A 21,073-nucleotide genomic window follows, 5' to 3' on the forward strand; every position below is an offset into this window, starting at 1 on the left:
GCCCTACGCGACCAGCTATTCTCCCGCGCTCGCCGCTTCAGGCAGCGCAAAATAGCCCGGGATCGCCGGTTGGCCAAACCGGCGATCCCTCGCATCATTGACAGTCCACCGCCACCCCCTGCCCGCACATCGAAAGGCCGCAACCGAAACTCAACCTCGCAACTCCATACGACTACCGCCTGCAATCACAAGCAGGCGGACAGGGCTGCCGCACCCACCTCCAGGACGCGATCGGCTCATTCCGTGGTCCGCCCCCAGGGATTTAACAAGAGGACCGCAGCCTCCACGCCGAGCGCTTCCACTGACTCCGGGAGACCGACGCCATTTTGGCCCCGGTGTGTGCTCGCCGACCTTCACCCGGCGGTCCACGGCCGCCACCCCCAGCACTCTTGCTTGCCTGTTCGCTGTCGAGGCTAGTGAGGTGCCGGCCTTCCAGACAACTCCGATCACCGCGGAGGCCGGCACGCGGTCGCCACTACGCCACCGCCTCAGCGACGGGCCTCCCGCCTCGGCCCGGAAGCTCAGCACGGACGCATGCCCTCAGGGCATCCGGACAAGAGGCGGCGAGACACGCCCGCCAGCCACCATCGCCCCCGACACCATGCCGGGAGCACCCCACTGCCCCCGGCGTACAGCTGGCCCGCTTGGCCTGGCCGCACGCTCCGGACAGCCTCACTGTTCGATTGAGGGGCGCACCATATGCCCCTACGCTTGCCCGAGAAGCCGTGATCTACGTCATGGTGCATGGATCGGCCGCGACAGGAAATGACCCGGACAACACGCGCGAATGGGTTATTTCATTCTCGCGGGACATGCACGGGACGGCGGGCCTGGCAATCTGTCAGGTAAGGCGCTGACCTGGGAAAACACGCGGGAATCGGACGGCCTCCGGAGCCGTGTGCGCAGGTTCGAATCCTGCCGGGGGCACCTTGCATGAGGTGCCCAAAGACCCCGCCATCAGCGTGTTTGCTGAGTGCGGGGTCTTGTTGTTTGTGCAGGCGGATGCCGCCGGAAGCAGCCGTTTGCCAGGGATCACGTTGTAATAGCGTGTTGATCTTGGAGGGCTTCGCGGCAGGTCAGCGGGCGTTACGCGCACCCCTCAGGGTAGTCCTGTGGGCCCAGGGCGCACCGGTCACACGACTCGGATCAAGCGTTGTCGCCGGGATGAAGGACAGCCTCCGCGATCTCGCGTATGCGGTCCTGCGTGATGCCGGTGCGCTGCTCGACGGCGAGAGGATGGTCGGTGGGTTCCAGCGCGATGAAGGGACGTTGACCGACCGGACGGGTGTGGGCGTGCGTCTTCAGGTTGAGCGTGCTGGGTGAGTACAGCTTCAGCTCGGTGGTGAGCCAGCCGAAGTACGGCTCCTCAGCTTCGCGGCCGGGGGTGTTCCACATGTCCAGGGCTCGGGCGAAGCTGTTACGGCTCAGGGAGACCCAGACGCCCCATGAGAAGAGGTCTTCCCCGCCGATCACCGGTATCTCGATCAGGCCCCTGATGAAGTAGTGCCGGCCTTTAATAACGCACTGGTCCGAAGAGAGCATGCTGTCGGGATCGTCCGCGAAGCTCGGGTGCCAGACATCAGGGGCCATGGTCGAGTAGCTCATCGGAATTTCCGCGTGGAACTCCCCGCAGCATGAACACGTGAAGCCAAGATCGTTCGCCATGGCCGGGAGGTTAGCCAGCCGACCATCACAGGCGATTGGCCGCCCACAGGTGGACAGGCCAAAGCCCCGGACTCTATGCAGTCCGGGGCTCCCATTCGGCGGTCATGTCGTTGTGTCAGTCCGTGAGGTCGTCCCCCTCCCCCAGACCCTGCATGATCCGGTCGTTCATCTCCTGCTCCTGGCCGTCGATGCACTTGGCGTAGATCTTCAGAAGGACATCGACCGAGTGGCCAGCGCGGGCGGCGACCTCCGGTGCCGGAACGCCGGAGTTGAGCCACTGGGACACACCCGCATGCCGGAGGTCGTACGGCCGGAAGGCCAGCACCGAGGAGACCTGATCGGGGACGAGCGCCAGTTCCCGAGCCTGTTTCCAGGCGCGGGAGTACGACGAGGCGGCGATCACGTTTCCCCGCTCGCTGGAGAACAGCCGGCCGTCCTTCGCCGTACCGAACTCCTTCAGATGCTCACGAAGCAGCCGGACCAGCGGATGCGGAATCGGGACGATGCGCACCTCACCTTGGGCTCGCTGCTTGAAACAGCGCCGATCGTGGGCTTCTCCGGAGGCCGCCCACGCCTTGCCCGCCGTCGGACGAGTCTCCGGCCTGCCCGTCGTCACTGCCGGGTTCGTCGTCGCCGCTCTGGGCGGCAGTGCGGGCCACCCGACGGGCGTCGTCGCCACCGTTCGGGCGGGGGCCCGAGCATGCCCACGAGATACCGGTCGCGCGGCCCCGCCGACCGGTGCGGCAGCTCCTCCGGCTCTCCGTCCCAGGGGCTGAGGAGGTCCCGCGATGTACGTCACCAGCCCACCGCGTGCGTCGTACGAGTCCCCGGGGCGGAAGGTCTGAGGCATCTCGTTCAGCGGATGCGGCGGCAGGCCGGGGCCGGCGGGCGGGCGGGTCTGACGGTATCCCACCGGAATCCGTACTAGAATCTGTACAGGATCATGACTCTATATGGGTACGGTGACAGCATGGAGATCCCCGAGGTCGTGACCGTCAGCGACGCGCGCGCGAGACTGTCGCGGATTCTGACCGACCTGTCGGAGTCCGGCGCGGATGCCGATCCGGTCCTGATCGGCGCCCACCGCAAGCCGCAGGGCGTCCTCCTGTCCGTCGAGGCCTTCGAGGCGCTGAGCGGCCGAGCGGCACGACGTGCGGCCGTCGCCTCGGCCACCGGCTCTATCGAGGCCGAGGGGCTCCAGGCCTCGGAGGCGTCCGACCGCGACACCGAGGCGTACGTAAAGGGCGACCTCGACGCGGACACCCTTGTCGCCCGCGCGATCGCCCGCCACCGACAGACTTCGGAGCGGCCGGCAGGGTGAACGATCCGTACGCCATGCCCAACGGCGTGCTGCGCAACAAGCTCGGCATCACCGACCATCAACTGCTCGCGGCAGCGGAGGCGGACATCACCCGGGCGCGCCTCGTCATGCTCGCCGAACGCCCCCTGCCCGGTGCGTACGACCTCGGCCATCTCCAGGCGTTCCATGCCGCGATCTTCGGCGACATCTATCCGTGGGCAGGCGAGTTACGCACTGTGAACATCGCCAAGCGCACACCGTTCTGCCCGGCGAGAAACCTGGTGACCTACGCCGACGAGGTCTTCGGCCGTCTCGCCTCCTCCGGTCATCTGCGGGATCTCCCCCGGCAGGAATTCGTCATCCGACTGGCCGAGCTGTACGGCGACATGAACGTCCTCCACCCGTTCCGCGAGGGCAACGGCCGTGCCCAGCGGGCGTTCCTGGCCCAGCTGAGCGCCGACGCGGGATACGAGCTGAACTGGTCGGGTTTGGACCCCCAGCGCAACGAGGACGCCTCTGTGAAGAGTTTCCTCGGCGACAACAGCCTGCTGGAGCAGGTACTCGACGAGCTCATCACCACCACGGGGTGACGCCTCCGTCTCACGACCGGCAGGCGCGGCGCCCGGCGCGAGTCAAGCCGAAATGGAGTGCGCCGGTTCCCTGGCCACGCGGATACACCAAGCCGAGCAGCCCTCATCCTGGTCAAGGGCGCCCTCTGGCCATGCCATACGCGGCCCACCCCGTGGGCTGACCGCAGACTCTCTCCGGCTTCGCGACAGTCAACTCGTTCAGCCGCCCTGGGATTGTCACCAAACGATTACACGCTGTCATGTCACGTGGACGTACGAGCTTGGGGAGGCCCCGGATGTCTCGGGGAGAGCGCGTAGCCGATCGCTACGAGTTGTACACGTCGATCGGTCACGGCGTGATGGGTGAGGTATGGGAGTGCACCGACCTGCGCCTGAAACGGCAGGTCGCCCCGATGACAGCTCCGGCATCAGAACCGAGCGCGACCAGATCCAGCGTCCGCATTCCGAACAGCGCCAGGCGGCGCCGACTCTGAGGTGCGCCGCTCAGCCCTGAGGAGCCGTCGGATGCCCATCCGCCCGTCGACGTCCGATGAACCCCGGCATCCCGCGGGACCAGCTCGCGCCACCGGCTTGTGCCTCGACGGCGGCCAGGGAGTCGACTCTGCCGAGGACGTCGATCCGATAACAACAAGATCGGCGGCGCTGATGTGGGCAGCGGGAAGTCCGCCTCGCCCGGTGGCAGCCCGTCGGGACGTGGCGAACCTCGCGCTGCTCACCTTCCCGCCTACGACCCATCGCAGTTGGTACGGGCGCGCTTTCCGATTGACCTTCGCGACTTTCCACGGTCGGATATCGAGTGAATAATCCAGCTTTATGTACTGAAGTCGCACACCCATGCCGACGTATCTGTCCGGCCAGAGTCGGCTCCCGCTGCCGCTCGCGTTCGGCTGTCCGGGTCGTGAAGAGGGAGCAGGGCACCGCCAGTGGGTGGAGGCGGTGAAGCCCTGGGCCGTCCGTGTACTCGTGCATGGTCTCGAGCCAGTCGTCCGGCAGGTCGGGCGCCTGCCTGTTCTCGGCCTGCTCATTGCCGCAGGACTGTTCCTGCGGTGTCTTCGGCGCCCGTGGGGTCGCTTGAGCTGCTCTCGCAGGCGGTCGGGGCGTGGGCGGGTAACGGAGGGGCTGCTGCCGGCAGTCCGCGTGTCTTCGTCAGGCGTTCACCTGTTCCGTGAGCTTGCCCTTGCGCAGGTGGAGGATGCGGTCGGACTGGGCGGCCAGCAGCTGGGAGTGGGTGACGACGACCACGCATTTTCCCTGTTCGTGGGCGAGTTCACGGAAGGTGTCGATGATGCCCTGGGCGGTGTCCTCGTCGAGGTTTCCGGTGGGTTCGTCGGCGAAGAGGATGTCGACGTCGCAGGCGAGGGCGCGGGCGATGGCGACACGCTGCTGCTGGCCGCCGGAGAGCTGCATCACGTTGCGGGTGGCCGTCGACTTGTCGAGGCCGAGCTTTTCCAGCAGGTGCAGGGCGCGGGTCTTGCGGCTGCCGGTGGCGGGTTTGGTGCCGGTGATCTCCATGGCGCAGGTGACGTTCTGGAGGGCGGTCATGTAGGTGAGGAGGTTGTACTGCTGGAAGATCGTGGCGGCGTGCTTGTTGCGGTAGCGGCCGAGGCCGAGTTCGGTGAGGTTCCGGCCGTCGAAGCTGATGGTGCCCTTGGTGGGGGTGTCGAGGCCGCTGGCGAGGCTGAGCAGGGTGGTCTTGCCGCTGCCGGAGGGGCCCAGGATGGTGTAGAAGGTGCTGCGTTCGAAGGTGTAGTCGATGCTCTTGAGCACGGTGGTCCTGTGGCGCTGGCCGGAGTAGGTGTGGCTGACGTCGGTGAGGCGCAGGACGGGCGGGGCGGCGGTGAGGCTGGTCATGGCGGGTCACTTGCCCTTCGTGAGGATGGTGCGGGGGCTCAGGCGCAGCACGGCGCCGGCCGGGATGGCGGTGGCGAGCAGTCCGATGCCGAGGCCGACGCCGCCGACGGTGGCGAGGTCCGCCGGATCGAGCGCGACCGTGATCCTGTCGATGGGGTCGGCGTTCTCCACGGGCTTGTCGTTCGGGTCGATGCCCTGATCGAGTCCGGTGCTGCCGGGAGCCGGAGGCTGCCAGGAGTTCAGCTTCTTCTCAGCGGCGGAGGCTTCCCTGCCGAGCAGTGACTGGCCGGCGCTCTGGGTCAGGTCCGGGGCGAAGAGTGAGCTCACGCCGATGGCGATGGCGGCGACCACGACGATTTCCAGGGCCTGCTGGGTGATGAGCCTGCTCTTCTTCTCGCCCATGGCCAGCAGGACGCCGTACTCCTTGCGGCGCTGCTTGACCGCGAGGTTGACCAGAAGGGCCAGGACGGCCGCGCCGGCGATGCCCATCAGCCACATGGCGACGGTGGCCGTGGAGCGGATGCTCTTGAGCGGGCCCGTCATCTGCTGGACGGCCTTGTCGTTGGCGTCCAGCTCGAAGCCGTCGAGCGCCGAGCCCGCGACCTGCTTCGCCTTGTCCTCGAACGCGCTCTGTTCGTCGGCGTCCTGGAGGAGGAAGGTTGCCTTGCCGACCTGCAGCGTCCCCTTTTTGCCTCCGGACTCGAGTGCGGAGATGCCGCCGACGGTGCCGTACAGCAGGTTGGCCGGGCTCAGGAAATTCTCGGGTTCGGGTTCGGTGCTGGGGCGCGGGTCGCGGTAGATGCCGGCCACGGTGAAGTCGGCCGTCGTCTTCTCGTCGTTGCCGGTCAGGGTGATCCTGTCGCCGACCTTGAGACCGTTCTTCCTGGCCAGCCGCTCCTCGATCAGGAGTTGCTTCTTGTCCTTGTCGGCGGCTGCGAGGTGCCTGCCGGACAGGAGGGTGAACTTGCCGCTGCGGAAGTCGGGCAGCAGCGAGGAGTCGAGCACGCCCGTGGCCGAGGTGCCGCCGGGCCCCATGGACTGGATCTTCGGCCCGCCGTCGACCAGCTTGTACTTGCCCTTGAGGATGGCGCGGTCCCACATCGAGTAGGTGTACTTCTGCACCTGGGGCAGCGCACCGAGCTTGTCGACGGTCGCGGCGTCGATGCTCGGGGCCTGCATGCCACCGCCACTGCCCAGTTGGTGCATGTCCATCTCCATGTTGACCTCGGCGCCCACGGAGCGCTTGGCCTCCTGCTCGGCCTGGGCCGTCGCGTCGTTGATCAGGACGCCCGCCAGCACCATCACGGAGATGACGAGGAAGGTGGCGAAGGTGATCAGGGTGCGGCCCTTGCGGGCCCACAGACTCAGCCCAGCGCGTTTGACGAAGTTCATGGGTATCGCTCTCTCGGTCCCTGTCGGTGGATGGAAGTGCGGTGAGTGGCCCGGCTATTCGGTGTCGGCGAGGATCGAGCGGGGGTGCAGGCGGAGGATCCCGATGCCCGGGACGACGGTGGAGACCAGGGAGATGCCGAGCCCGATGCCGGTGACCTTGCCGACGGTGGCCGCCTCGACCCGTACCGCGGCCGGGGCGATCTCGGCGTCCCGCGCCCCGGCCGCCGCGACCGGCTTGCCGGCCTGGCGGCCGAGGAGCGCGTCGCCCGCGTGCTCTCCGGCGAGGGAGCCGGCCAGAGCGGCAAGCGCAACGGCGGGCAGAGCCACGGCCGCCACCTCCACGGCGTGCTGGCTGACGAGCTTCCACTTCTTCTCGCCCATCGCGAGCAGCACCCCGAGCTCGGCGCGCCGCTCGCGGATCTGCAGCGCCACGATGAGACCGAGGATCAGCGCCCCGGCCAGGGCGATCACCCAGACGATCAGGCCCGCGAACGTGCCGACCCGCTGGATCGGGCGGACCTGATCCCGGTACGCCTTGTCGTTGACCCGGAAGTCGAAGCTGCCCTTGCCCAGGAGCCGTTCGGCCTCGGCGTGCAGCTGCTCGGCCCGGTCCGGTGAGCCGATCTTGAACACGGCCTCGCTGACCGTCGCGGTGCCGGTACCGAGCTGCTGCGCGGTGCCCACCGGTACGTACAGCGTGTTGCCGGGCAGTTCGTGCGGCCGCGTCCACCCGGTCGGATCCTGTGTCGGGTCCTGGAAGATGCCGACGACCGTGAGCGGTACCGTGCGTTTGCCGTCCTCAGACCGCACCTGGACGGTGTCGCCCGCCTTGACGTGGTTCTTCTCGGCCAGGCGCTGTTCGATCACCGCGACGTCGTGGCCCGCGTCCGCGGGGGTGATGCCGCGGCCCGCCATGATCTTCGTCGAGCCGTACGAGAAGGGCAGCAGCATGCCCGAGTCGCGGACGCCGTTCACAGCCAGAGGATCCTTTTCCGCTCCGCGTTTGTGCTTCCCGGCTCCGGTGCCGCCCGCCTTCGGTGCGTTCGATGTCAGCGGTGTGAAGCCACGCGCGCCGGCCCGCACCGGAAGCTCCGGGTTGTAGCGGTGCACCAGGTCGGAGGCGCCGAGCCGGTCGGCCAGGGCCGCGGTGAGGCCCTTCTTCCTGACCGTGACGTCGACGCCGATGGTGCGTTGCGCGTCGGCTTCCTGGCGGGCGGCGGCGGCCTGCAACAGGAAGCCGCCGAGGAGCAGGGTGCAGATGACGACGAAGATCGCCAGCAAGACGGCGGTCTTGGACTTTCTGGCACCAAGGCTCATCCCGGCGCGCTTGACGAAGTTCATGCCGCAGACAAAAGCAGCTTGCCGCTTGCAGCAGGATAAGCGTGTTACAGCGGCATAAGGGCCGGCCCCGGTCCTGGTCGCGGGCGCAGACTTCGACCCGGGCGTCTTCACCGGCCGGTCCGATACCGCGCGGGCCGGCACGGAGCACACCGCTCGATACGTCCTTATCCGGCTGCAATCGTGATCTTGGTTTCATGAGGACATGAGAGTTCTGGTAGCCGAGGACCACCGTGTTCTCGCCCGCACCATCGCCACCGGTCTGCGCCGCCAGGCGATGGCCGTCGACGTCGCCGCCACCGGCGACGCGGCCGAGCGGATGTGTCTGCTCACCGCCTACGACGTGCTGATCCTCGACCGCGATCTGCCAGTCATGACCGGCGACGAGGTGTGCGGGCGGCTGCGGGAACTCCAGGACCCGCCGCGGATCCTCATGCTGACCGCGGCCGGCGAACTCACCGACAAGATCTACGGCCTCACCACGCTCGGCGCGGACGACTACCTCGCCAAGCCCTTCGACTTCGCCGAGCTCGTCGCCCGCGTACGCGCCTTGAGCCGTCGCGCGCCGAAGCCGCCCCCCGCCGTGCTGCGCTTCGGGGGCATCGCCCTGGACAAGGCGCGGCGCGAAGCGTCCGTGGACGGCCGTCCGCTGGAGCTGACTCCGAAGGAGTTCGCGGTCCTGCACCTGCTGCTTGTGGCCGGTGGCACGCCGGTGGCGCACGGCGAGCTGGTCCGCACCGTCTGGGACGAGCACCTCGACCCGCGCACCAGCGCGGTCCGCGCCACCGTCAGCCGGTTGCGCGGCAAACTCGGCGACGCGGGTCTGATCGCCGCCGACACGGGAGAGGGATACCGGCTGTGCGACTGAACCCGCGAGCCCTGCTGAGCAGGCTGCCCTTCCGCGGTCGCCTGGCCGCTGCCTTCTCCGGGCTCTTCCTGCTCGCCGGCATCGCCCTGCTCGCCTTCGTGGTGCTGCTCGCGCGCTACGGAACGGATCAGCAGGTCCAGGGGCTGTCGATCACGTACGGCGATGCGCTGAGCAGTCATGCGACGCCCTTCCAACCCATGCGCCCCGCTCGGCCGGATGGCTCCTCTCAGGCCCCGAGCGACGGTGTCATGATCAAGAAGATCGACCAGACCGTGCAGGCCGTACAAGACACCGCGCTGCGCCAGATGGTGCTCTGGTCCGCAGTCGGCCTCCTCGTCATGGCATTACTGGCCGGACTGCTGGGCTGGTGGCTCGCGGGATGGGCACTGCGTCCCGTCGCCTCCGTGACCGAAGCCGCCCGCCGTATCAGCGAACAGAACCTGCACCATCGCCTGGCGCTCACCGGCCCCGCCGACGAGCTGCGCAGCCTCGCCGACACCTTCGACACCATGCTCGACCGGCTGGAGAAGGCCTTCGAGAGCCAACGCCGCTTCGTCGCCAACGCCTCCCACGAGCTCAAGACGCCCCTGGCCGCCCAGCGCGCCACCCTCCAGGTCGGCCTCGCCGATCCCCTCCCCGAGAGCCTCGTCGATGTTCGCGAGGACCTGCTCACCACCAACCGCGAAGCCGAACAACTGATCAACGCGCTCCTGCTGCTCGCCCGGAGCGACCGCGGACCGGACGAGACCGAGAGCGTGGATCTCGCGGAAGCCGTCCGGCTCGTGACCGCCGAACTCGCCCCGCAGGCAGTCCGGAACGGCGTGCACATCGACGTCGGCGCCGACACCCGGCCAGTCGTTCCCGGGGACCCCGTCCTGCTGCGTCACCTGCTGACGAACCTGATCCGCAACGCCATCCAGTACAACCACCGTGGCGGCAGTGTCCGCGTACGACTCGATGCCGCGACCGTCACGGTGACCAACACCGGCTCCCACGTGCCCGCCGAACGGATCCCCGACCTGTTCGAGCCCTTCCGACGCCTCGACGCGGACCGCACCGCCACCACCGGTCACGGCTTGGGGCTGTCCATCGCCGCCTCCATCGCCGAGGCACACCACGCCACGCTGACGGCGCGACCCGGCCCCGAGGGTGGACTCGCTCTCACCCTGCGCTTCCCTTGAGCGCCGTGGCGGTACTCGTCACCGCCCGCCTGCCCAGAACCGCCGGCCGGTCCATCCGCCGGAGCGGCAGTCTGCCGGAGCGGCGGATGGACCGGCCGACCGGGCCGGAACCGGCAGCAGATCCGGCACCAGGACCCATTCGGCATGGCTCATGTCCGCCCCGTACCGGGGCCGGCGATCCAGCCGGTCGACCCCACGCCTGGACGAGGGCTTCATCGTCTACTGCTGTATCGGCGACAGCGCGAGCATCCCGCCACCTCCGGCAAGAGGTTCAGCAGAGACCGGAAGTCCGTCATCCCTGTCACTCGGCGCTCAGCCGCGCCCGTATCCCTTGCCCCACGCGTCCGCGTGCCACGTCAACGCCCGCCGCGCATAGCTGACACCGAGCCGGACGACCTGCTCGATCGTCAGGTCCGGCGCGGGGATGCTCCGGTAGACGAAGCCGGGCGCGAACCCGTTGAAGGGCAATGGAGCATTCGGGGCGGCTGCAGGTCGCTCGGGACCTGTGTCGCCCAGCAGGGTGCGGGCCCGGTCGAAGCAGAAGTAGTCGCCGTAGGTGCGGGCCTCCTGTTCGCGGGCCGCCCGCCGTGTCTGGCCGGGGCCGTGGGCGGGGCCAGGGCCGGTCAGGTAGACCAGCCGGAACTGGCCTTCCTGGATCTGCCAGCCGAAGCAGGGGGTCGTCTCCGCGGTGAACATCTCCACGATGCCCTGCCCCCGGCTCATCGCCGTCCGCACGATGACCCCGTCCTCCTCGATCTCCCGCGCCAGCTCTGCCCGGATGAGGCTCGAGACGTGCAGGCAACGCATCTTCTGCACGGTCGCGTCCAGTCGAGCGCTCTTGAGGATCGCGACCGCTTCTTCTGGCAGCAGCAACGGTTCCACCCCCGCGGGGGCGCCGACCTCGGCGGCCAGTCGCACGAGCTTGTCGATCAAGTCGAGCCAGTGCTCGAACACGTCGGCGCCGAACCGGTCCGCTCGCCGGAGATCGGACAGACAGGGCCGCAGCGCAGCACACAGGTCCTGGTAGCTGCGGTAACGCCAGGTCAGACCGTTCGGGGTCGGCCATGAGCCGTCCGGCCAGCCGGGAGCGACCAGGCTGAGCAGTACCAGGACGGGATGGTCCAGGCCGTGGAGCCTGCCCGCCGCGTACGCGTTCAACTGGCCGGTGTCCGGGAGCGAGAACACCTTGTTCTCGATCACCAGCGGGCTGCGCCCGGGATACTCCACGACCAGGTCAAGGTTGCGCCACTCCCGGCGTACCCGCGCCTCGCGCGCCGGGCCGGTGCGGGGTACCTGCCAGGCGTCCAGCAATGCCTCGCCGGCGACTGGATGTCGATCGAGGTACCAGGCGAGGGTGTCGCTGTGGAACAGCTCCTTGCTGCCTCTGGACATCGCGAACATCACATCGCCGGTCAGCGAATCCGCCAATGTCGCGAGCCGGGCGAACGAGTCGTCCAGCACCCTGCCTCCTCAGTGCCCCGCGAACTCATTCGATACTTGATGGCTTGATCAGTATCGAATCTCGACGAGGCGCCCTTCTGCATCCGGCTCGGGCACCTCAGGGACCCGGTTCGCCGTTCCGAGCGCGATCCGGTGGGCCGACCAGGCCGCGACAGCGGCGTCGAGCACATCGTCCACGGGAACGCGGTCCGCCTCGCCCATCTCGTCCGGGAGTACGAGACCGGCCTCGGCCAGCAGGGACCGGCGCAGGTTCTGGCCGCGCCAGGTCTTCTTGGCGTAAGCCAGCGGCACTCCGCCGGCCAAGGCACAGAAGGACACCTCGGGGTGCACCTCGTGGATCCGCTCATCGGCGAGCCAACACGCCCGCGCCTCAAGCAGCTTCGGTCTCAGCGCCCACGCCTGCTGGCTCAGCCGATTGCCGGTGAGTTCCTGACACCGGTCCGCGGCCGCCCTGTAGTCCGGCTCCTGCCACGCCGTCCGTGGCGCTATGGGGAAAACGCTGCTGCGCCGCACCCCGAGCAGCGCCCTGGCCGCGATATCCGCGCCACGCCAGCCCTTCTCGACCAGGCCCAACGGCATGTCCACCGCGATCGCATCCACCTCGGCCGCACGCTTGATCAGCCTGTCGAGCCGGAGATCCACCAGGCTGCCCGCGTACGCGCCGTCCGTGAGCCTGATCCCGACCCACCCCTGCTTACCGCAGGCGTCGACCCCAAGGACGTCCATCCCACTCCACCCCCTCACGCACAAGCCCGAGCCGCAACGTAGCAGCACTCACGGTCCCAGAAACCGCCGCCCGCCGCCGTTCTCATCTGTCTGTGCCCTGCGGGGACTCGCACCTGCGGCCGCTGCCAACGCCCTACCGGTTCAGCCGGACGACGGTCCGGATCACCAGCAGCCCGCCCCCGACCGCCGGTTTTCCCTGTTCCCATGCCCCGTGTCCCCCGCCGGGGGCACCTTGGATGAGGTGCCTACAGTAATGACGACGTAATGATCTTGAAGGCTCTCTTCGCAGGCCAGACACCGTTTCGAAGGTCCCGAGCAAGGCTCATTATGGACCTGGGCATGCAAACGATCTTGTGATCTCATACTGCCGTGGATGGTGTCATCTCAGCCTTAATCGCCATTGCAGGAACGTTGTTGGGCTCCGCCCTCACCTACGCGTTTCAGCGCAACGCGTCTGCCCGGGACCAGTTGTTCGCGTCTCAGCAACAACTCCGCTCGGACCGGATGAACGTCTACAGCGATTTCGCCGGAGCACTGACAGAGTTCCGGCGCGGGCAGCAGGACCGCTGGCACCGCAGGAGCGAGGATCCGGACGGTCCCGCTTTCATCGAAGCTCGCACGGAGGCTTACCGACTCCGCGGGATCGCCCTCCACGCGTTGTTCCGGGTCCAGCTCATAGCAAGCGCGCGGGCATTGATCGATACCGCACAAGACGCCTACGCCCTGACATCCGCCTTGCACAAGGCAGCCGACAAAACGGAGCTGAGTGACCTCGGTGCACAGGCGCGAGAAGTTCTGGAGCGGTTCGTCAAGCTCGCCTCATCGGACGTGCAGTAACGCCGAGGGGCCCCGGATCTCTCCGGAGCCCCTCTCCAGCCTGACCAGCCCTTTTAGGACTGGGATCAGAATGGGGTCTTCAGTCGTCGCCAGCAGATGATGGCGCAGCCGAGGGTCACGAGGGCCTGGTGGATGTCGTCGCGGATCTCCCAGCGGATGCGTAGGCGGCGGAACCAGCGCAGCAGCGCGATCGTGTCTTCCACCACCCAGCGGTGAACACCGAGGCCGGAGCCGTGCCCGGTGCCGCGCCGGGCGATGACCGGGGTGATCTCAAGCCGACGGACCCGGTCACGGTAAACGTCGTGGTCATAGCCGCGGTCGGCGTAGATGCGCTGGGGACGGCGCAGGGGCCGGCCGCGCTTGCCGCGGATCGGCGGGACGGCCTGGATGAGCGGGATCAGCTGGGTGCCGTCGTTGCGGTTCCCGCCGGTCAGCGTCGCGGCCAGCGGGATGCCGTGCGCTTCGACGAGCACGTGGTGCTTGCTGCCGGTCTTGCCCCGGTCCACCTGGGAGCGGCCGGTGGCCGGGCCGCCCTTCATCGCCCTGATGTAGCTGGAGTCGACGGCGGCGCGGGAGAAATCGAGCAGGCCGGCCGTCCGCAGTTCGGCGAGCAGCAACTCGTGCAGGCGCTGCCACCCACCGGCCTGGTTCCAGTCGCGCAACCGTCGCCAGCACGTCATGCCCGAGCCGAAGCCGAGTTCCTGTGGCAGGTACCGCCACGGGACGCCCGTGTACAGCACGAAGAGGATCCCGCACAGCACCTGCCGGTCATCGAACCGCCGACGTCCCGGATACCGGAAACGCTGCTCGACCACCGGCAGCAGCGGTTCGACTCGCTCCCAGAGCCCATCCTCGATCTCCCATGGCTTGCGCCCACCACGTGTGTCGGCGGCACCCACCTCCCGTTCGGCAGGCGACAACAAGGGCTGACGGACCGTCATTCCCGAACGAGGAACACATCATTCTGATCCCAGTCCCAAGGCGGGCTCGCAGCCCATCGTTCAAGATCGGCCTGCCCATGCTGATTCCCCGGGGCACCCCTTGTCCTGACGGTCGCACCGTACAACCAGGCCGAGGCCCAGTCACCAGGACACGGACAACGGCGCCCACGACTTTCGTACCTGGTACCAACCCCATCGAGTCCACCTTCGCCACCGTCCGCCTACGCACAAAGGTCACCCGCGGGGCCGACTCCCGCACCGCCGCCGTAGCGATGGTCTTCAAACTCGTCGAGTCCGCCCAGCAACGGTGGCGGGCCGTGAACGCACCCCACCTGGTCGCCCTCGTCCGCGCCGGAGCCCGTTTCGAACGCGGACAACTCGTCGAGCGACCCGAGCTCAGTGCGGCTTGAGCCACATCAACTGTTCTACAGTTCTTGCTGCCAATTACTCACCTGAGACGCTCGAATCACCTCGCTGACATCATCCGTTCCTGAAGGGAGTCCTGTGGCATCCATCAAGGACATCGTCTTCGACAGCCCTCATCCGGCGTCGTCCGCCCGATTCTGGGCGCAGGCCCTGGATGATTACGAAATCGCGCCATACGACGAGGAGGAGCTGACCCGGCTGCGCTCCTTGGGCGTCAACGACCCGGAGGATGACCCCACCGTCCTGCTCGTTGACAGGGCCGGCAGGCTGCCGCGCATCTTCTTTCAGCTGGTACCAGAGGACAAGCGGGCCAAAAACCGAGTCCATTTCGACCTGAGCACGACCGATGCAGCCGCAGAGGTCAAGCGGCTATGCACACTCGGGGCAACGGTTCAGGCCGAGCACGAGGACTGGATCACGATGCAGGACCCCGATGGCAACGAGTTCTGCGTCATGCGCTCGTGACCAGGGTCAGGACATGATCGAATTCAACTGATCCACAGGAATTGGCAATTACTCTCGGCGACTTCGGCGGATTCACTCCGGCACTGAGCCACGTCGACAGCGCCGAGTGCCGAAAGGGTTGAAGACCCACACCGATCAAGACAGCGCCATTGGCGATCTCGCCCGGGACGTCTCGCGCGATCCCGACTGGCCCTCACGCAAGGGTCTGCCGGGCCAGCGCACCTATCTTGACGAGCGCGGGGCCGTTTCGGCGACCGTAGAGGCGCTCGAACGTGCCTGGGCTCAATACGAGCAATACAAAGCCGCTCAGGACAAGTGAGGGCGGTCCGCCCCGCCACGGCCAGTGCCGCGTCAGGCGCGTTCGCCCTGTCGGCCACCTCAGGTAGCCATTCGTCGTCGGCCTGCGGGCGGGCCAGCGGGGCGCGGGGAACCGAATTACTGCGTCGGGTCGGGGTGCGGCAAGACGCGCGGAGTCGTCGGCTTGCCGGGCTTGGACTCGGCATCGCCGAGGTAGTAGACGGCTCCGGATTCACGGCGCGGTGTGCTCACGAGCAGCCAGCCGACGATCTGTCCCCGGGTGTCGCGAACTTGCCAGGGATCGAGACCAGCCCCCCAGTACACCTGCTGGTCGCTGCGTTCTCCGGGGGTGAGTCGACCGCTCATGTCATGGCAGTCACGTCCACGGCTGTCACCGCACTCGAACAGGACAGCTGGGGAGACGGTGTCATTGACGAAGGCGACGGAGCTGAAGTTGGCTGGGTCCGTGGGATCCATGGTCGCCGGATCGCAAGCACTCAGGACTCCCACGACGAGTGCGGCGACCGGCCAGACCCTGTGTGGACGAGTACCCAAGTCGAACCTCCCGTTCGGCAACGAGAGCCTACAGAAGGCAAACGTCGGCTGCCCCGGCACTGGGCCGTATCGCCGTCTTCTTCCAGCGAGGAGCCACCCATGGTCTCCGCGCTCGGCCACGGACACCGTGGGAACTTACGCGAGGTCCCCCGACCGGAACGGCTTTCCCAGCATGTCCCGCAGGGCATCTCGCAGGGTCTCGTTACGCAGGCCGCTCGACGTCAGCAGTAGCTCCGTCGGGCGAGTCGGCCATGGCCATGACCAGGCCCTGCGGGCTCAGGCAACGCACCCGCCGCAGAGCCGAGCAGGCCTCACGACCGCCCCTCACCAGGGGGCAAGTCGGCCCTCCCGGCTTGGAGTGGTCGAGCGCGGCGGGCCCCGGAAGCAGATGAACACGCCACCTGGGGATCACGGGGTTCTCTGCGCTCCACGATCCACGCTCCACGAAGTTGCCGTGTTCGTCCCTCCGTCCGTCATTCCCTGTCGCTGCTCCCGTGCCTCGCGCACCCTGCGCCTGGAGGCCCTCGATGAGGCTGTCGGTGAGGCTCTCGCGCGGTTCAAGGCCGTTGCCTGGTAGCCGAGTTCGATTCGGTCACCGGCCCATGAGGGGCTTGCCGGGTGCGTTACCGGATCTCCTCGCTGCGCCGGACGGCCTGGTGGTCTGCGCCATGACTGCGACGGACCATGACTCGATCACCACCGGCGGCGGAGTGGTGCCGGCGTGCGACGCCGGAGGAACTGACCGCCTTCGGCCTGCCCTACCACCCGTTGCCCGGTCGCCGACCGGTCCCGAGCGGCGCGAGAGTTGTGCCGGCTTTCCGCGCCGAGCTATTCGCTGCCTCGCGGGAAAGGAACGGCGAAAGCTCGGGAGATGCTGCGGGCGGTCGCGCGGACGGAAGGGGCGACGTCCTGGAAGGATTGGGTGCCGGCTCGGAAGCAGATGGAAACAGCTGCCACCACGGAGCCGTCCGGCCCGTGAACCGGCGCGCCTACGCAATGGATGTCAGGGCCCATCATTCGATCGCTTGAGGAGTAGCCCTGCCTGCGGACGGCGGCCAGAATCGATCGGATGCGGCCGGCGTCCGTGACGGTGTTCTCGCTGTAGCGGGGCAACGGGCCCCTCAGGTATTCCTCGCGTACGTCGGCGGGGGCATGGGCGAGCAGCACCAGGCCCGCGCCCGTGGCGAAGGTGCCGAAGCGTCCGCCTGCGCGGCTGATGACCTGGGGAGCTCGTGGCGCGCTGAGACGTTCCAGGATGACGACGTCCAGGTGGTTCCGCACAGAAAGATGGACGTGCTGTTGCTTCGTCGCGTCGTGCAGATTCTGAATGAACGGGAGAGCGATATCCCGAATACCATGGCCACGCGGAGAAAGGGCGGCCACCTCCCACAGTCGCAGACCCACTCTGTACCGGCGGTCGTGGCCGCGCTCAAGGGCTCCCCAGGCGACGAGTTCGGCGGCCCGGCGATGCACGGTGGGAAGCGAGAGCCCCGTCCGCCGCGACAACTCGGTCAGCGTCAGTGCGGGAGTTTCGTGCGAAAAAGCTTCCAGCAGGGCCAGGACTTTGCCCGTCACCGACATGCTGTTCTCGCCAGACATCCTCTCCACCCTTCGCGCGTGTTTGCATTCTTTCCGATTGCTCAACCGAAACCCGAAATCGACGCAAGTCCCGGCGGGACGGATGAGATTCGCAGGAGGCGCGGAAATCGCATCTTACCATCAATATTGCTGCTTGGTCCGGGCCGGTGTTCCCTGATCATGATTGCGCTATTGCGTGCTGTTACTGACGGGTTCCTGCACGCGGGTCCGGGCGAGTCTGATCTTGACCAGGATCTAGTCGGCGGCGGCGGTCCCGGTGAGGGGCTTCGCCTTCTCGTCCCGGGAGTCGATGTAGTCGCGGGACCGGTTGACCAGGACGTTGACGCTCACGCACGTGCCCTGGTGGAGACCGCCGGGTGGTGATCCAGAACCAGATCTCGATCCGGTTCGACCACGAGGACGGACCCCACGGGTGAAATGGCAGTGGCCGCTTTCCCTGCTTCGCGCCGAGCGGACGCGCTCCTTCCGGAATGCGGACCGTTTCGCGAGCGAGTATCCCTGACCGCCGGCCGGTACGGCCCTCGCCCGTGCCAGGAGCGCGGGCCGCCGTCATCACCACCGGCCTCGCTCCGGCCACATGGACTCCGCGCCCGAGGGAAGTCGAGCCCGACTTTCATCAGGTGAAAGTTTTTTGCCGCCCGGCGATCCGGAGGTACGATCCGGGCGGTCAAAATTTCGATTTCCAAGCAGAGCCGGGCTTCGTGGGGCTTGCGCACAGTACGGACGGTTGACTGGAGCGTGACCGTTGAAGGACCTTTCCGAAGACAACTCCGCCCATTCCCTGGTGGGGCGCGCGCGGCAAGTCAAAGAAATCCATGACTTTCTCGCCACCACCCATCGCGGTGGCGCTCTCCTGCTTTCCGGACAAGCCGGAGTGGGTAAAACAGCTCTGCTCGACGCTGCGGCGGAAGCAGCGGCATCGGCAGGGACGCGAGTCGTGCGTGCCGCCGGAGTCGAATTCGAGGCCGACGTGAGCTACTCCGGGCTCAACCAGCTCCTCTTCCCCCTCGCCGAGTTCTTCGGCGAGCTCGACGACGTGCACAGCGGAGCCCTGCGCGTGGCGCTCGGCTTCGACAACGGACCACCGCCGGACCGCCTTGTCGTGTCCAGCGCGACCATGTTGCTCCTGCGTCAGGTGGCCACCGACACCCGACTGCTCCTCGTCATCGACGACCTGCCGTGGCTGGACCGCGCCAGCGCCGGAGTCCTCGGCTTCGTCGCGCGCAGGCTGGAGGGAAGCCGGGTCGGTTTCCTGGGCGCCATGCGGTCGGGGAGCCACACGCTCTTCAACCGCGTCGGGCTGCCCGAATACGAGATTCCGCCGCTGGACGGGACCGCGTCGAGGGAACTGCTCGACGCGCGGTTTCCCGACCTCGCCGAGCGAGTACGGGACCGGATCCTGGTCGCGGCCGAGGGCAACCCGCTGGCACTGCTCGAGTTGCCGACCGCGCTCAGCGGGCCGCAACTCGTGGCCTCGGAGGGCCTTCCGTCCCTGCTGCCGCTCAGCCAGCGGCTGCAGGCACTGTTCGTCTCGCGGGTCTCCGCCCTTCCCGATGCCTCGCGGGGGCTGTTGCTGCTCGCGACCCTGGACGGAACCGGTGATCTCGGTCTTCTCCAGGCGTCGGCGCGGGAGGCCGGGTACGACGGCGGTATCGAAGCCCTCGCCCCCGCCGAGCACGACAGGCTGGTGCACTTCGACGAGGGCACCAGACGGCTCGTCTTCCGGCATCCCCTGATCCGCTCGGCGGTCGTGGAGGCCTGCACCACGGCCCAGCGCCGTGCGGCTCACAGAGCCCTTGCCCAGGTTCTGTTGGACCAGCCCGAACGCCGCGCCTGGCATCTGGGGGAGGCGTGCGTCGAGCCGGACGAGGACGTGGCCACCCTGCTCGAACGGGCCGCTCGCCTCATCTCCGCCCGCGGCAACGCCAGCGGCGCCGTGGCAGCTCTGAAACGGAGCGCCGACCTCAGCCCCCGCGGCGCGGACCGGGCCCGCAGGCTCACCGAGGCCGCTTACATCGGGGCCGACGCCACCGGGGACCTGCTCGGCGTGTCGGATCTGCTCGCCCATGCGCGCCGGGCAGATCCGGATCTGGTGGACTCCCTGCATTCCGCCGCTGCCGCCGTCTACCTGACCATCAACGGCGGCGGGGACATCGACACCGCCCACCACCTGCTCGTGAGCGCGATCGAGTCCGGCGCACACCGCTACGACGCCCAGGACCCCGCTCTCATCGAGGCGTTCCACCTGCTGCTGCTCCTGTGCTTCTACGGCGGCCGGGCGGAACTGTGGCCTCCCTTCTACGCCGCGCTCGCCCGCTTGCGTCCGGAGCCGCCTCCGCTGCTGTCCGCGGCCGGCAAGACCTTCTCGGACCCGGCTCGCTCGGGAGCCGCCGCCCTGGAGCAGTTGGGGCCCATCCTGGACGGCCTTCCCCACGAAACCGACCCCGCCCGAATCGTGCGGATCGGGACCGCGTCGCTCTACGTGGACCGGTTGGCGGACCTCCGTGAGTCTTCTTGGAGAGTCGTCCGGCAGGGACGGGACGGGGGCCCCGCGCGAAGAACGCTCGGGGCGCTGATGCACCTGTGCCTGGGTGACTATCTGAGTGGCAGGTGGGACGAGTGCGAAGAACTGGCCGCTGAGGGACTGCGGTTGTGCGAGGACTCGGGGTACCGGTTCTTCACCTGGTACTTCTGGTACTGCCTGGCCGTCGTCGCCGCCGTGCGCGGCGACGACGGCCAGGCCGATCGTCTCGCCGACCGGATCACCCGGTTCGCGACACCGCGGGGCGTCGGGACGGCCCTGCACTACGCCCGGCACGTGCGCACCGTCGCGGGCATCGGGCGGGGGGACTTCGAGGGCGCCTACCAGCAGGCCGTGGCCGTCAGCTCCCCGGGCACCTTCGCCTCCCATGTCCCGCACGCCCTGTGGGTGGCGATGGACCTCGTCGAAGCGGCGGTGCGTACCGGCCGCCGGGAAGAGGCGGCCGCTCATGTGCGCGCGATGCGGGACATCGACATGGCGGCGCTCTCACCCCGGCTCGCCCTGCTCGCCGGCGGCTCGGCCGCGCTGTGTGCCGAGGAGGACGAGGACGCGATCCGGCTGTTCGACGAGGCTCTGGCGGTACCGGGCGTCGAGCGGTGGCCGTTCGATCTTGCCCGGGTGCGGCTCGCCTATGGTGAAAGACTGCGGCGAGCACGGGCGAACTCGGACTGCCGAGGGCCGTTGAGTCAGGCCAACGATGCCTTCACCCTGCTCAAGGCCCGTCCTTGGATGGAACGCGCGTCCAAAGAGCTGCGCGCCTCGGGATGGACCATGCCGAGAACCGTCACCGCGGAGCGTCAGGTGCTCACGCCCCAGGAGCGGCAGATCGCGGAGCTGGCCGCGTCCGGCCTGAGCAACAAGCAGATCGCCGAGCGGCTCTATCTCTCCCATCGGACCATCGGTGCGCACCTGTACCAGATTTTTCCGAAGCTCGGTGTCTCCTCCCGGGCGGCCCTCCGCGACGCGCTCGCCGACCTGGACGAGTAGAACGCGGCCGGCACAGCCCCGCCCACCGCGCCCCGCCCACCGTGCCTCGGCC

At 68.0% G+C, this 21,073-nt stretch carries 17 protein-coding genes, 1 tRNA gene and 4 pseudogenes; 11 read left to right on the plus strand and 11 right to left on the minus strand.

The window, feature by feature from the left end:
* Positions 1–845 precede the first annotated feature (845 nt).
* A tRNA-OTHER gene (locus LQ326_RS43330) sits at positions 846–924 on the plus strand.
* 222 nt (positions 925–1,146) lie between these two features.
* On the opposite strand, the gene LQ326_RS43335 is transcribed toward LQ326_RS43330, so the two are convergent.
* Positions 1,147–1,605, minus strand: coding sequence for a DUF2199 domain-containing protein (locus tag LQ326_RS43335; RefSeq protein WP_234544612.1), 459 nt, complete (start codon positions 1,603–1,605; stop codon positions 1,147–1,149).
* Positions 1,606–1,780: 175 nt separating this feature from the next.
* Positions 1,781–2,263, minus strand: a pseudogene (locus LQ326_RS43340) (tyrosine-type recombinase/integrase); the annotation flags it as partial.
* Between the two features lie 372 nt (positions 2,264–2,635).
* Between LQ326_RS43340 and LQ326_RS43345 the strand changes: the two are divergent.
* Together LQ326_RS43345 and LQ326_RS43350 are read left to right on the plus strand one after the other, a co-directional pair.
* Positions 2,636–2,986: an antitoxin VbhA family protein gene (locus LQ326_RS43345; RefSeq protein WP_234544589.1), complete on the plus strand. Its 351-nt coding sequence runs from the start codon at positions 2,636–2,638 to the stop codon at positions 2,984–2,986.
* Entirely contained in the window at positions 2,983–3,555 is a 573-nt protein-coding gene (locus LQ326_RS43350) for a Fic/DOC family protein (protein ID WP_234544590.1), read from the plus strand. The genes LQ326_RS43345 and LQ326_RS43350 overlap by 4 nt, the downstream gene beginning before the upstream one ends.
* 1,146 nt (positions 3,556–4,701) lie before the next feature.
* Here LQ326_RS43350 and LQ326_RS43355 read toward each other — a convergent pair.
* From LQ326_RS43355 to LQ326_RS43365, 3 genes are read right to left on the minus strand one after another with little or no spacing between them, the layout of a single operon-like run.
* Positions 4,702–5,406 (minus strand): ABC transporter ATP-binding protein, encoded by a 705-nt coding sequence (locus LQ326_RS43355; RefSeq protein WP_234544591.1) that lies wholly within the window; start codon positions 5,404–5,406, stop codon positions 4,702–4,704.
* A 6-nt stretch (positions 5,407–5,412) separates the two neighbouring features.
* Positions 5,413–6,798 carry an ABC transporter permease gene (locus tag LQ326_RS43360; RefSeq protein ID WP_234544592.1) on the minus strand — a complete coding sequence of 462 codons (1,386 nt, stop codon included), beginning with the start codon at positions 6,796–6,798 and terminating at the stop codon, positions 5,413–5,415.
* 54 nt (positions 6,799–6,852) lie between these two features.
* A complete protein-coding gene (locus LQ326_RS43365; protein WP_234544593.1) occupies positions 6,853–8,139 on the minus strand; it encodes an ABC transporter permease in 1,287 nt (428 codons plus the stop codon).
* Between the two features lie 202 nt (positions 8,140–8,341).
* On the opposite strand from LQ326_RS43365, the gene LQ326_RS43370 reads away from it, so the two are divergent.
* Together LQ326_RS43370 and LQ326_RS43375 are read left to right on the plus strand one after the other, a co-directional pair.
* The gene (locus LQ326_RS43370; protein WP_234544594.1) at positions 8,342–9,004 is read left to right on the plus strand and encodes a response regulator transcription factor; all 663 of its coding nucleotides are present in this window, start codon (positions 8,342–8,344) and stop codon (positions 9,002–9,004) included.
* Positions 8,995–10,185 (plus strand): sensor histidine kinase, encoded by a 1,191-nt coding sequence (locus LQ326_RS43375; protein ID WP_234544595.1) that lies wholly within the window; start codon positions 8,995–8,997, stop codon positions 10,183–10,185. Before LQ326_RS43370 ends, LQ326_RS43375 begins: the two co-directional genes overlap by 10 nt.
* Positions 10,186–10,497: 312 nt before the next feature.
* Here LQ326_RS43375 and LQ326_RS43380 read toward each other — a convergent pair whose 3' ends face one another.
* Both LQ326_RS43380 and LQ326_RS43385 read right to left on the minus strand, forming a co-directional pair.
* Positions 10,498–11,646, minus strand: a complete 1,149-nt coding sequence (locus LQ326_RS43380; RefSeq protein ID WP_234544596.1) for a PD-(D/E)XK nuclease family protein — start codon at positions 11,644–11,646, stop codon at positions 10,498–10,500.
* A gap of 48 nt (positions 11,647–11,694) precedes the next feature.
* The gene (locus tag LQ326_RS43385) at positions 11,695–12,372 is read right to left on the minus strand and encodes a DUF429 domain-containing protein (RefSeq protein WP_234544597.1); all 678 of its coding nucleotides are present in this window, start codon (positions 12,370–12,372) and stop codon (positions 11,695–11,697) included.
* Between the two features lie 369 nt (positions 12,373–12,741).
* Here LQ326_RS43385 and kilB point away from each other — a divergent pair, with 369 nt between their 5' ends.
* Positions 12,742–13,209, plus strand: a complete 468-nt coding sequence (kilB, locus tag LQ326_RS43390) for a plasmid transfer protein KilB (RefSeq protein WP_234544598.1) — start codon at positions 12,742–12,744, stop codon at positions 13,207–13,209.
* A 65-nt stretch (positions 13,210–13,274) separates the two neighbouring features.
* On the opposite strand, the gene LQ326_RS43395 is transcribed toward kilB, so the two are convergent.
* The gene (locus LQ326_RS43395) at positions 13,275–14,150 is read right to left on the minus strand and encodes an IS5 family transposase (RefSeq protein WP_234544599.1); all 876 of its coding nucleotides are present in this window, start codon (positions 14,148–14,150) and stop codon (positions 13,275–13,277) included.
* 185 nt (positions 14,151–14,335) lie between these two features.
* On the opposite strand from LQ326_RS43395, the pseudogene LQ326_RS43400 reads away from it, so the two are divergent.
* The 3 genes and pseudogenes from LQ326_RS43400 to LQ326_RS43410 form a co-directional block, all read left to right on the plus strand.
* Positions 14,336–14,560: pseudogene (locus LQ326_RS43400) on the plus strand (IS256 family transposase); the annotation flags it as partial.
* Positions 14,561–14,654: 94 nt separating this feature from the next.
* Positions 14,655–15,041 carry a VOC family protein gene (locus LQ326_RS43405; RefSeq protein ID WP_234544600.1) on the plus strand — a complete coding sequence of 129 codons (387 nt, stop codon included), beginning with the start codon at positions 14,655–14,657 and terminating at the stop codon, positions 15,039–15,041.
* 118 nt (positions 15,042–15,159) lie between these two features.
* Positions 15,160–15,360, plus strand: a complete 201-nt coding sequence (locus LQ326_RS43410; RefSeq protein ID WP_234544601.1) for a YozE family protein — start codon at positions 15,160–15,162, stop codon at positions 15,358–15,360.
* A 116-nt stretch (positions 15,361–15,476) separates the two neighbouring features.
* On the opposite strand, the gene LQ326_RS43415 is transcribed toward LQ326_RS43410, so the two are convergent.
* Both LQ326_RS43415 and LQ326_RS48985 read right to left on the minus strand, forming a co-directional pair.
* Positions 15,477–15,704, minus strand: a complete 228-nt coding sequence (locus LQ326_RS43415) for a hypothetical protein (RefSeq protein ID WP_234544602.1) — start codon at positions 15,702–15,704, stop codon at positions 15,477–15,479.
* A gap of 252 nt (positions 15,705–15,956) precedes the next feature.
* Positions 15,957–16,118 (minus strand): annotated as a pseudogene (locus tag LQ326_RS48985) (peptidase E); the annotation flags it as partial.
* 224 nt (positions 16,119–16,342) lie between these two features.
* On the opposite strand from LQ326_RS48985, the pseudogene LQ326_RS43425 reads away from it, so the two are divergent.
* A pseudogene (locus LQ326_RS43425) lies at positions 16,343–16,688 on the plus strand (hypothetical protein); the annotation flags it as partial.
* 33 nt (positions 16,689–16,721) lie between these two features.
* On the opposite strand, the gene LQ326_RS43430 reads toward LQ326_RS43425, so the two are convergent.
* Positions 16,722–17,492 carry an IclR family transcriptional regulator gene (locus LQ326_RS43430; RefSeq protein ID WP_234544603.1) on the minus strand — a complete coding sequence of 257 codons (771 nt, stop codon included), beginning with the start codon at positions 17,490–17,492 and terminating at the stop codon, positions 16,722–16,724.
* 745 nt (positions 17,493–18,237) lie between these two features.
* Between LQ326_RS43430 and LQ326_RS43435 the strand changes: the two genes are divergently transcribed.
* Complete coding sequence (locus LQ326_RS43435) at positions 18,238–21,021, plus strand: helix-turn-helix transcriptional regulator (protein WP_268208309.1); 2,784 nt, start codon at positions 18,238–18,240, stop codon at positions 21,019–21,021.
* The last annotated feature ends 52 nt before the right edge of the window (positions 21,022–21,073 follow it).

Source organism: Streptomyces shenzhenensis (assembly GCF_021462265.1).
GTDB classification, from domain to species: Bacteria; Actinomycetota; Actinomycetes; order Streptomycetales; family Streptomycetaceae; genus Streptomyces; species Streptomyces shenzhenensis.

What these genes read in the sequence shown, in the direction of transcription:
- LQ326_RS43335 (WP_234544612.1), bottom strand. Translation starts at nt 1,605, where the DNA reads ATGAGCTACTCGACCATGGCCCCTGATGTCTGGCACCCGAGCTTCGCG.
- LQ326_RS43345 (WP_234544589.1), top strand. Translation starts at nt 2,636, where the DNA reads ATGGAGATCCCCGAGGTCGTGACCGTCAGCGACGCGCGCGCGAGACTG.
- LQ326_RS43355 (WP_234544591.1), bottom strand. Translation starts at nt 5,406, where the DNA reads ATGACCAGCCTCACCGCCGCCCCGCCCGTCCTGCGCCTCACCGACGTC.
- LQ326_RS43360 (WP_234544592.1), bottom strand. Translation starts at nt 6,798, where the DNA reads ATGAACTTCGTCAAACGCGCTGGGCTGAGTCTGTGGGCCCGCAAGGGC.
- LQ326_RS43365 (WP_234544593.1), bottom strand. Translation starts at nt 8,139, where the DNA reads ATGAACTTCGTCAAGCGCGCCGGGATGAGCCTTGGTGCCAGAAAGTCC.
- LQ326_RS43370 (WP_234544594.1), top strand. Translation starts at nt 8,342, where the DNA reads ATGAGAGTTCTGGTAGCCGAGGACCACCGTGTTCTCGCCCGCACCATC.
- LQ326_RS43385 (WP_234544597.1), bottom strand. Translation starts at nt 12,372, where the DNA reads ATGGACGTCCTTGGGGTCGACGCCTGCGGTAAGCAGGGGTGGGTCGGG.
- LQ326_RS43395 (WP_234544599.1), bottom strand. Translation starts at nt 14,150, where the DNA reads ATGACGGTCCGTCAGCCCTTGTTGTCGCCTGCCGAACGGGAGGTGGGT.
- LQ326_RS43415 (WP_234544602.1), bottom strand. Translation starts at nt 15,704, where the DNA reads ATGAGCGGTCGACTCACCCCCGGAGAACGCAGCGACCAGCAGGTGTAC.
- LQ326_RS43430 (WP_234544603.1), bottom strand. Translation starts at nt 17,492, where the DNA reads ATGTCTGGCGAGAACAGCATGTCGGTGACGGGCAAAGTCCTGGCCCTG.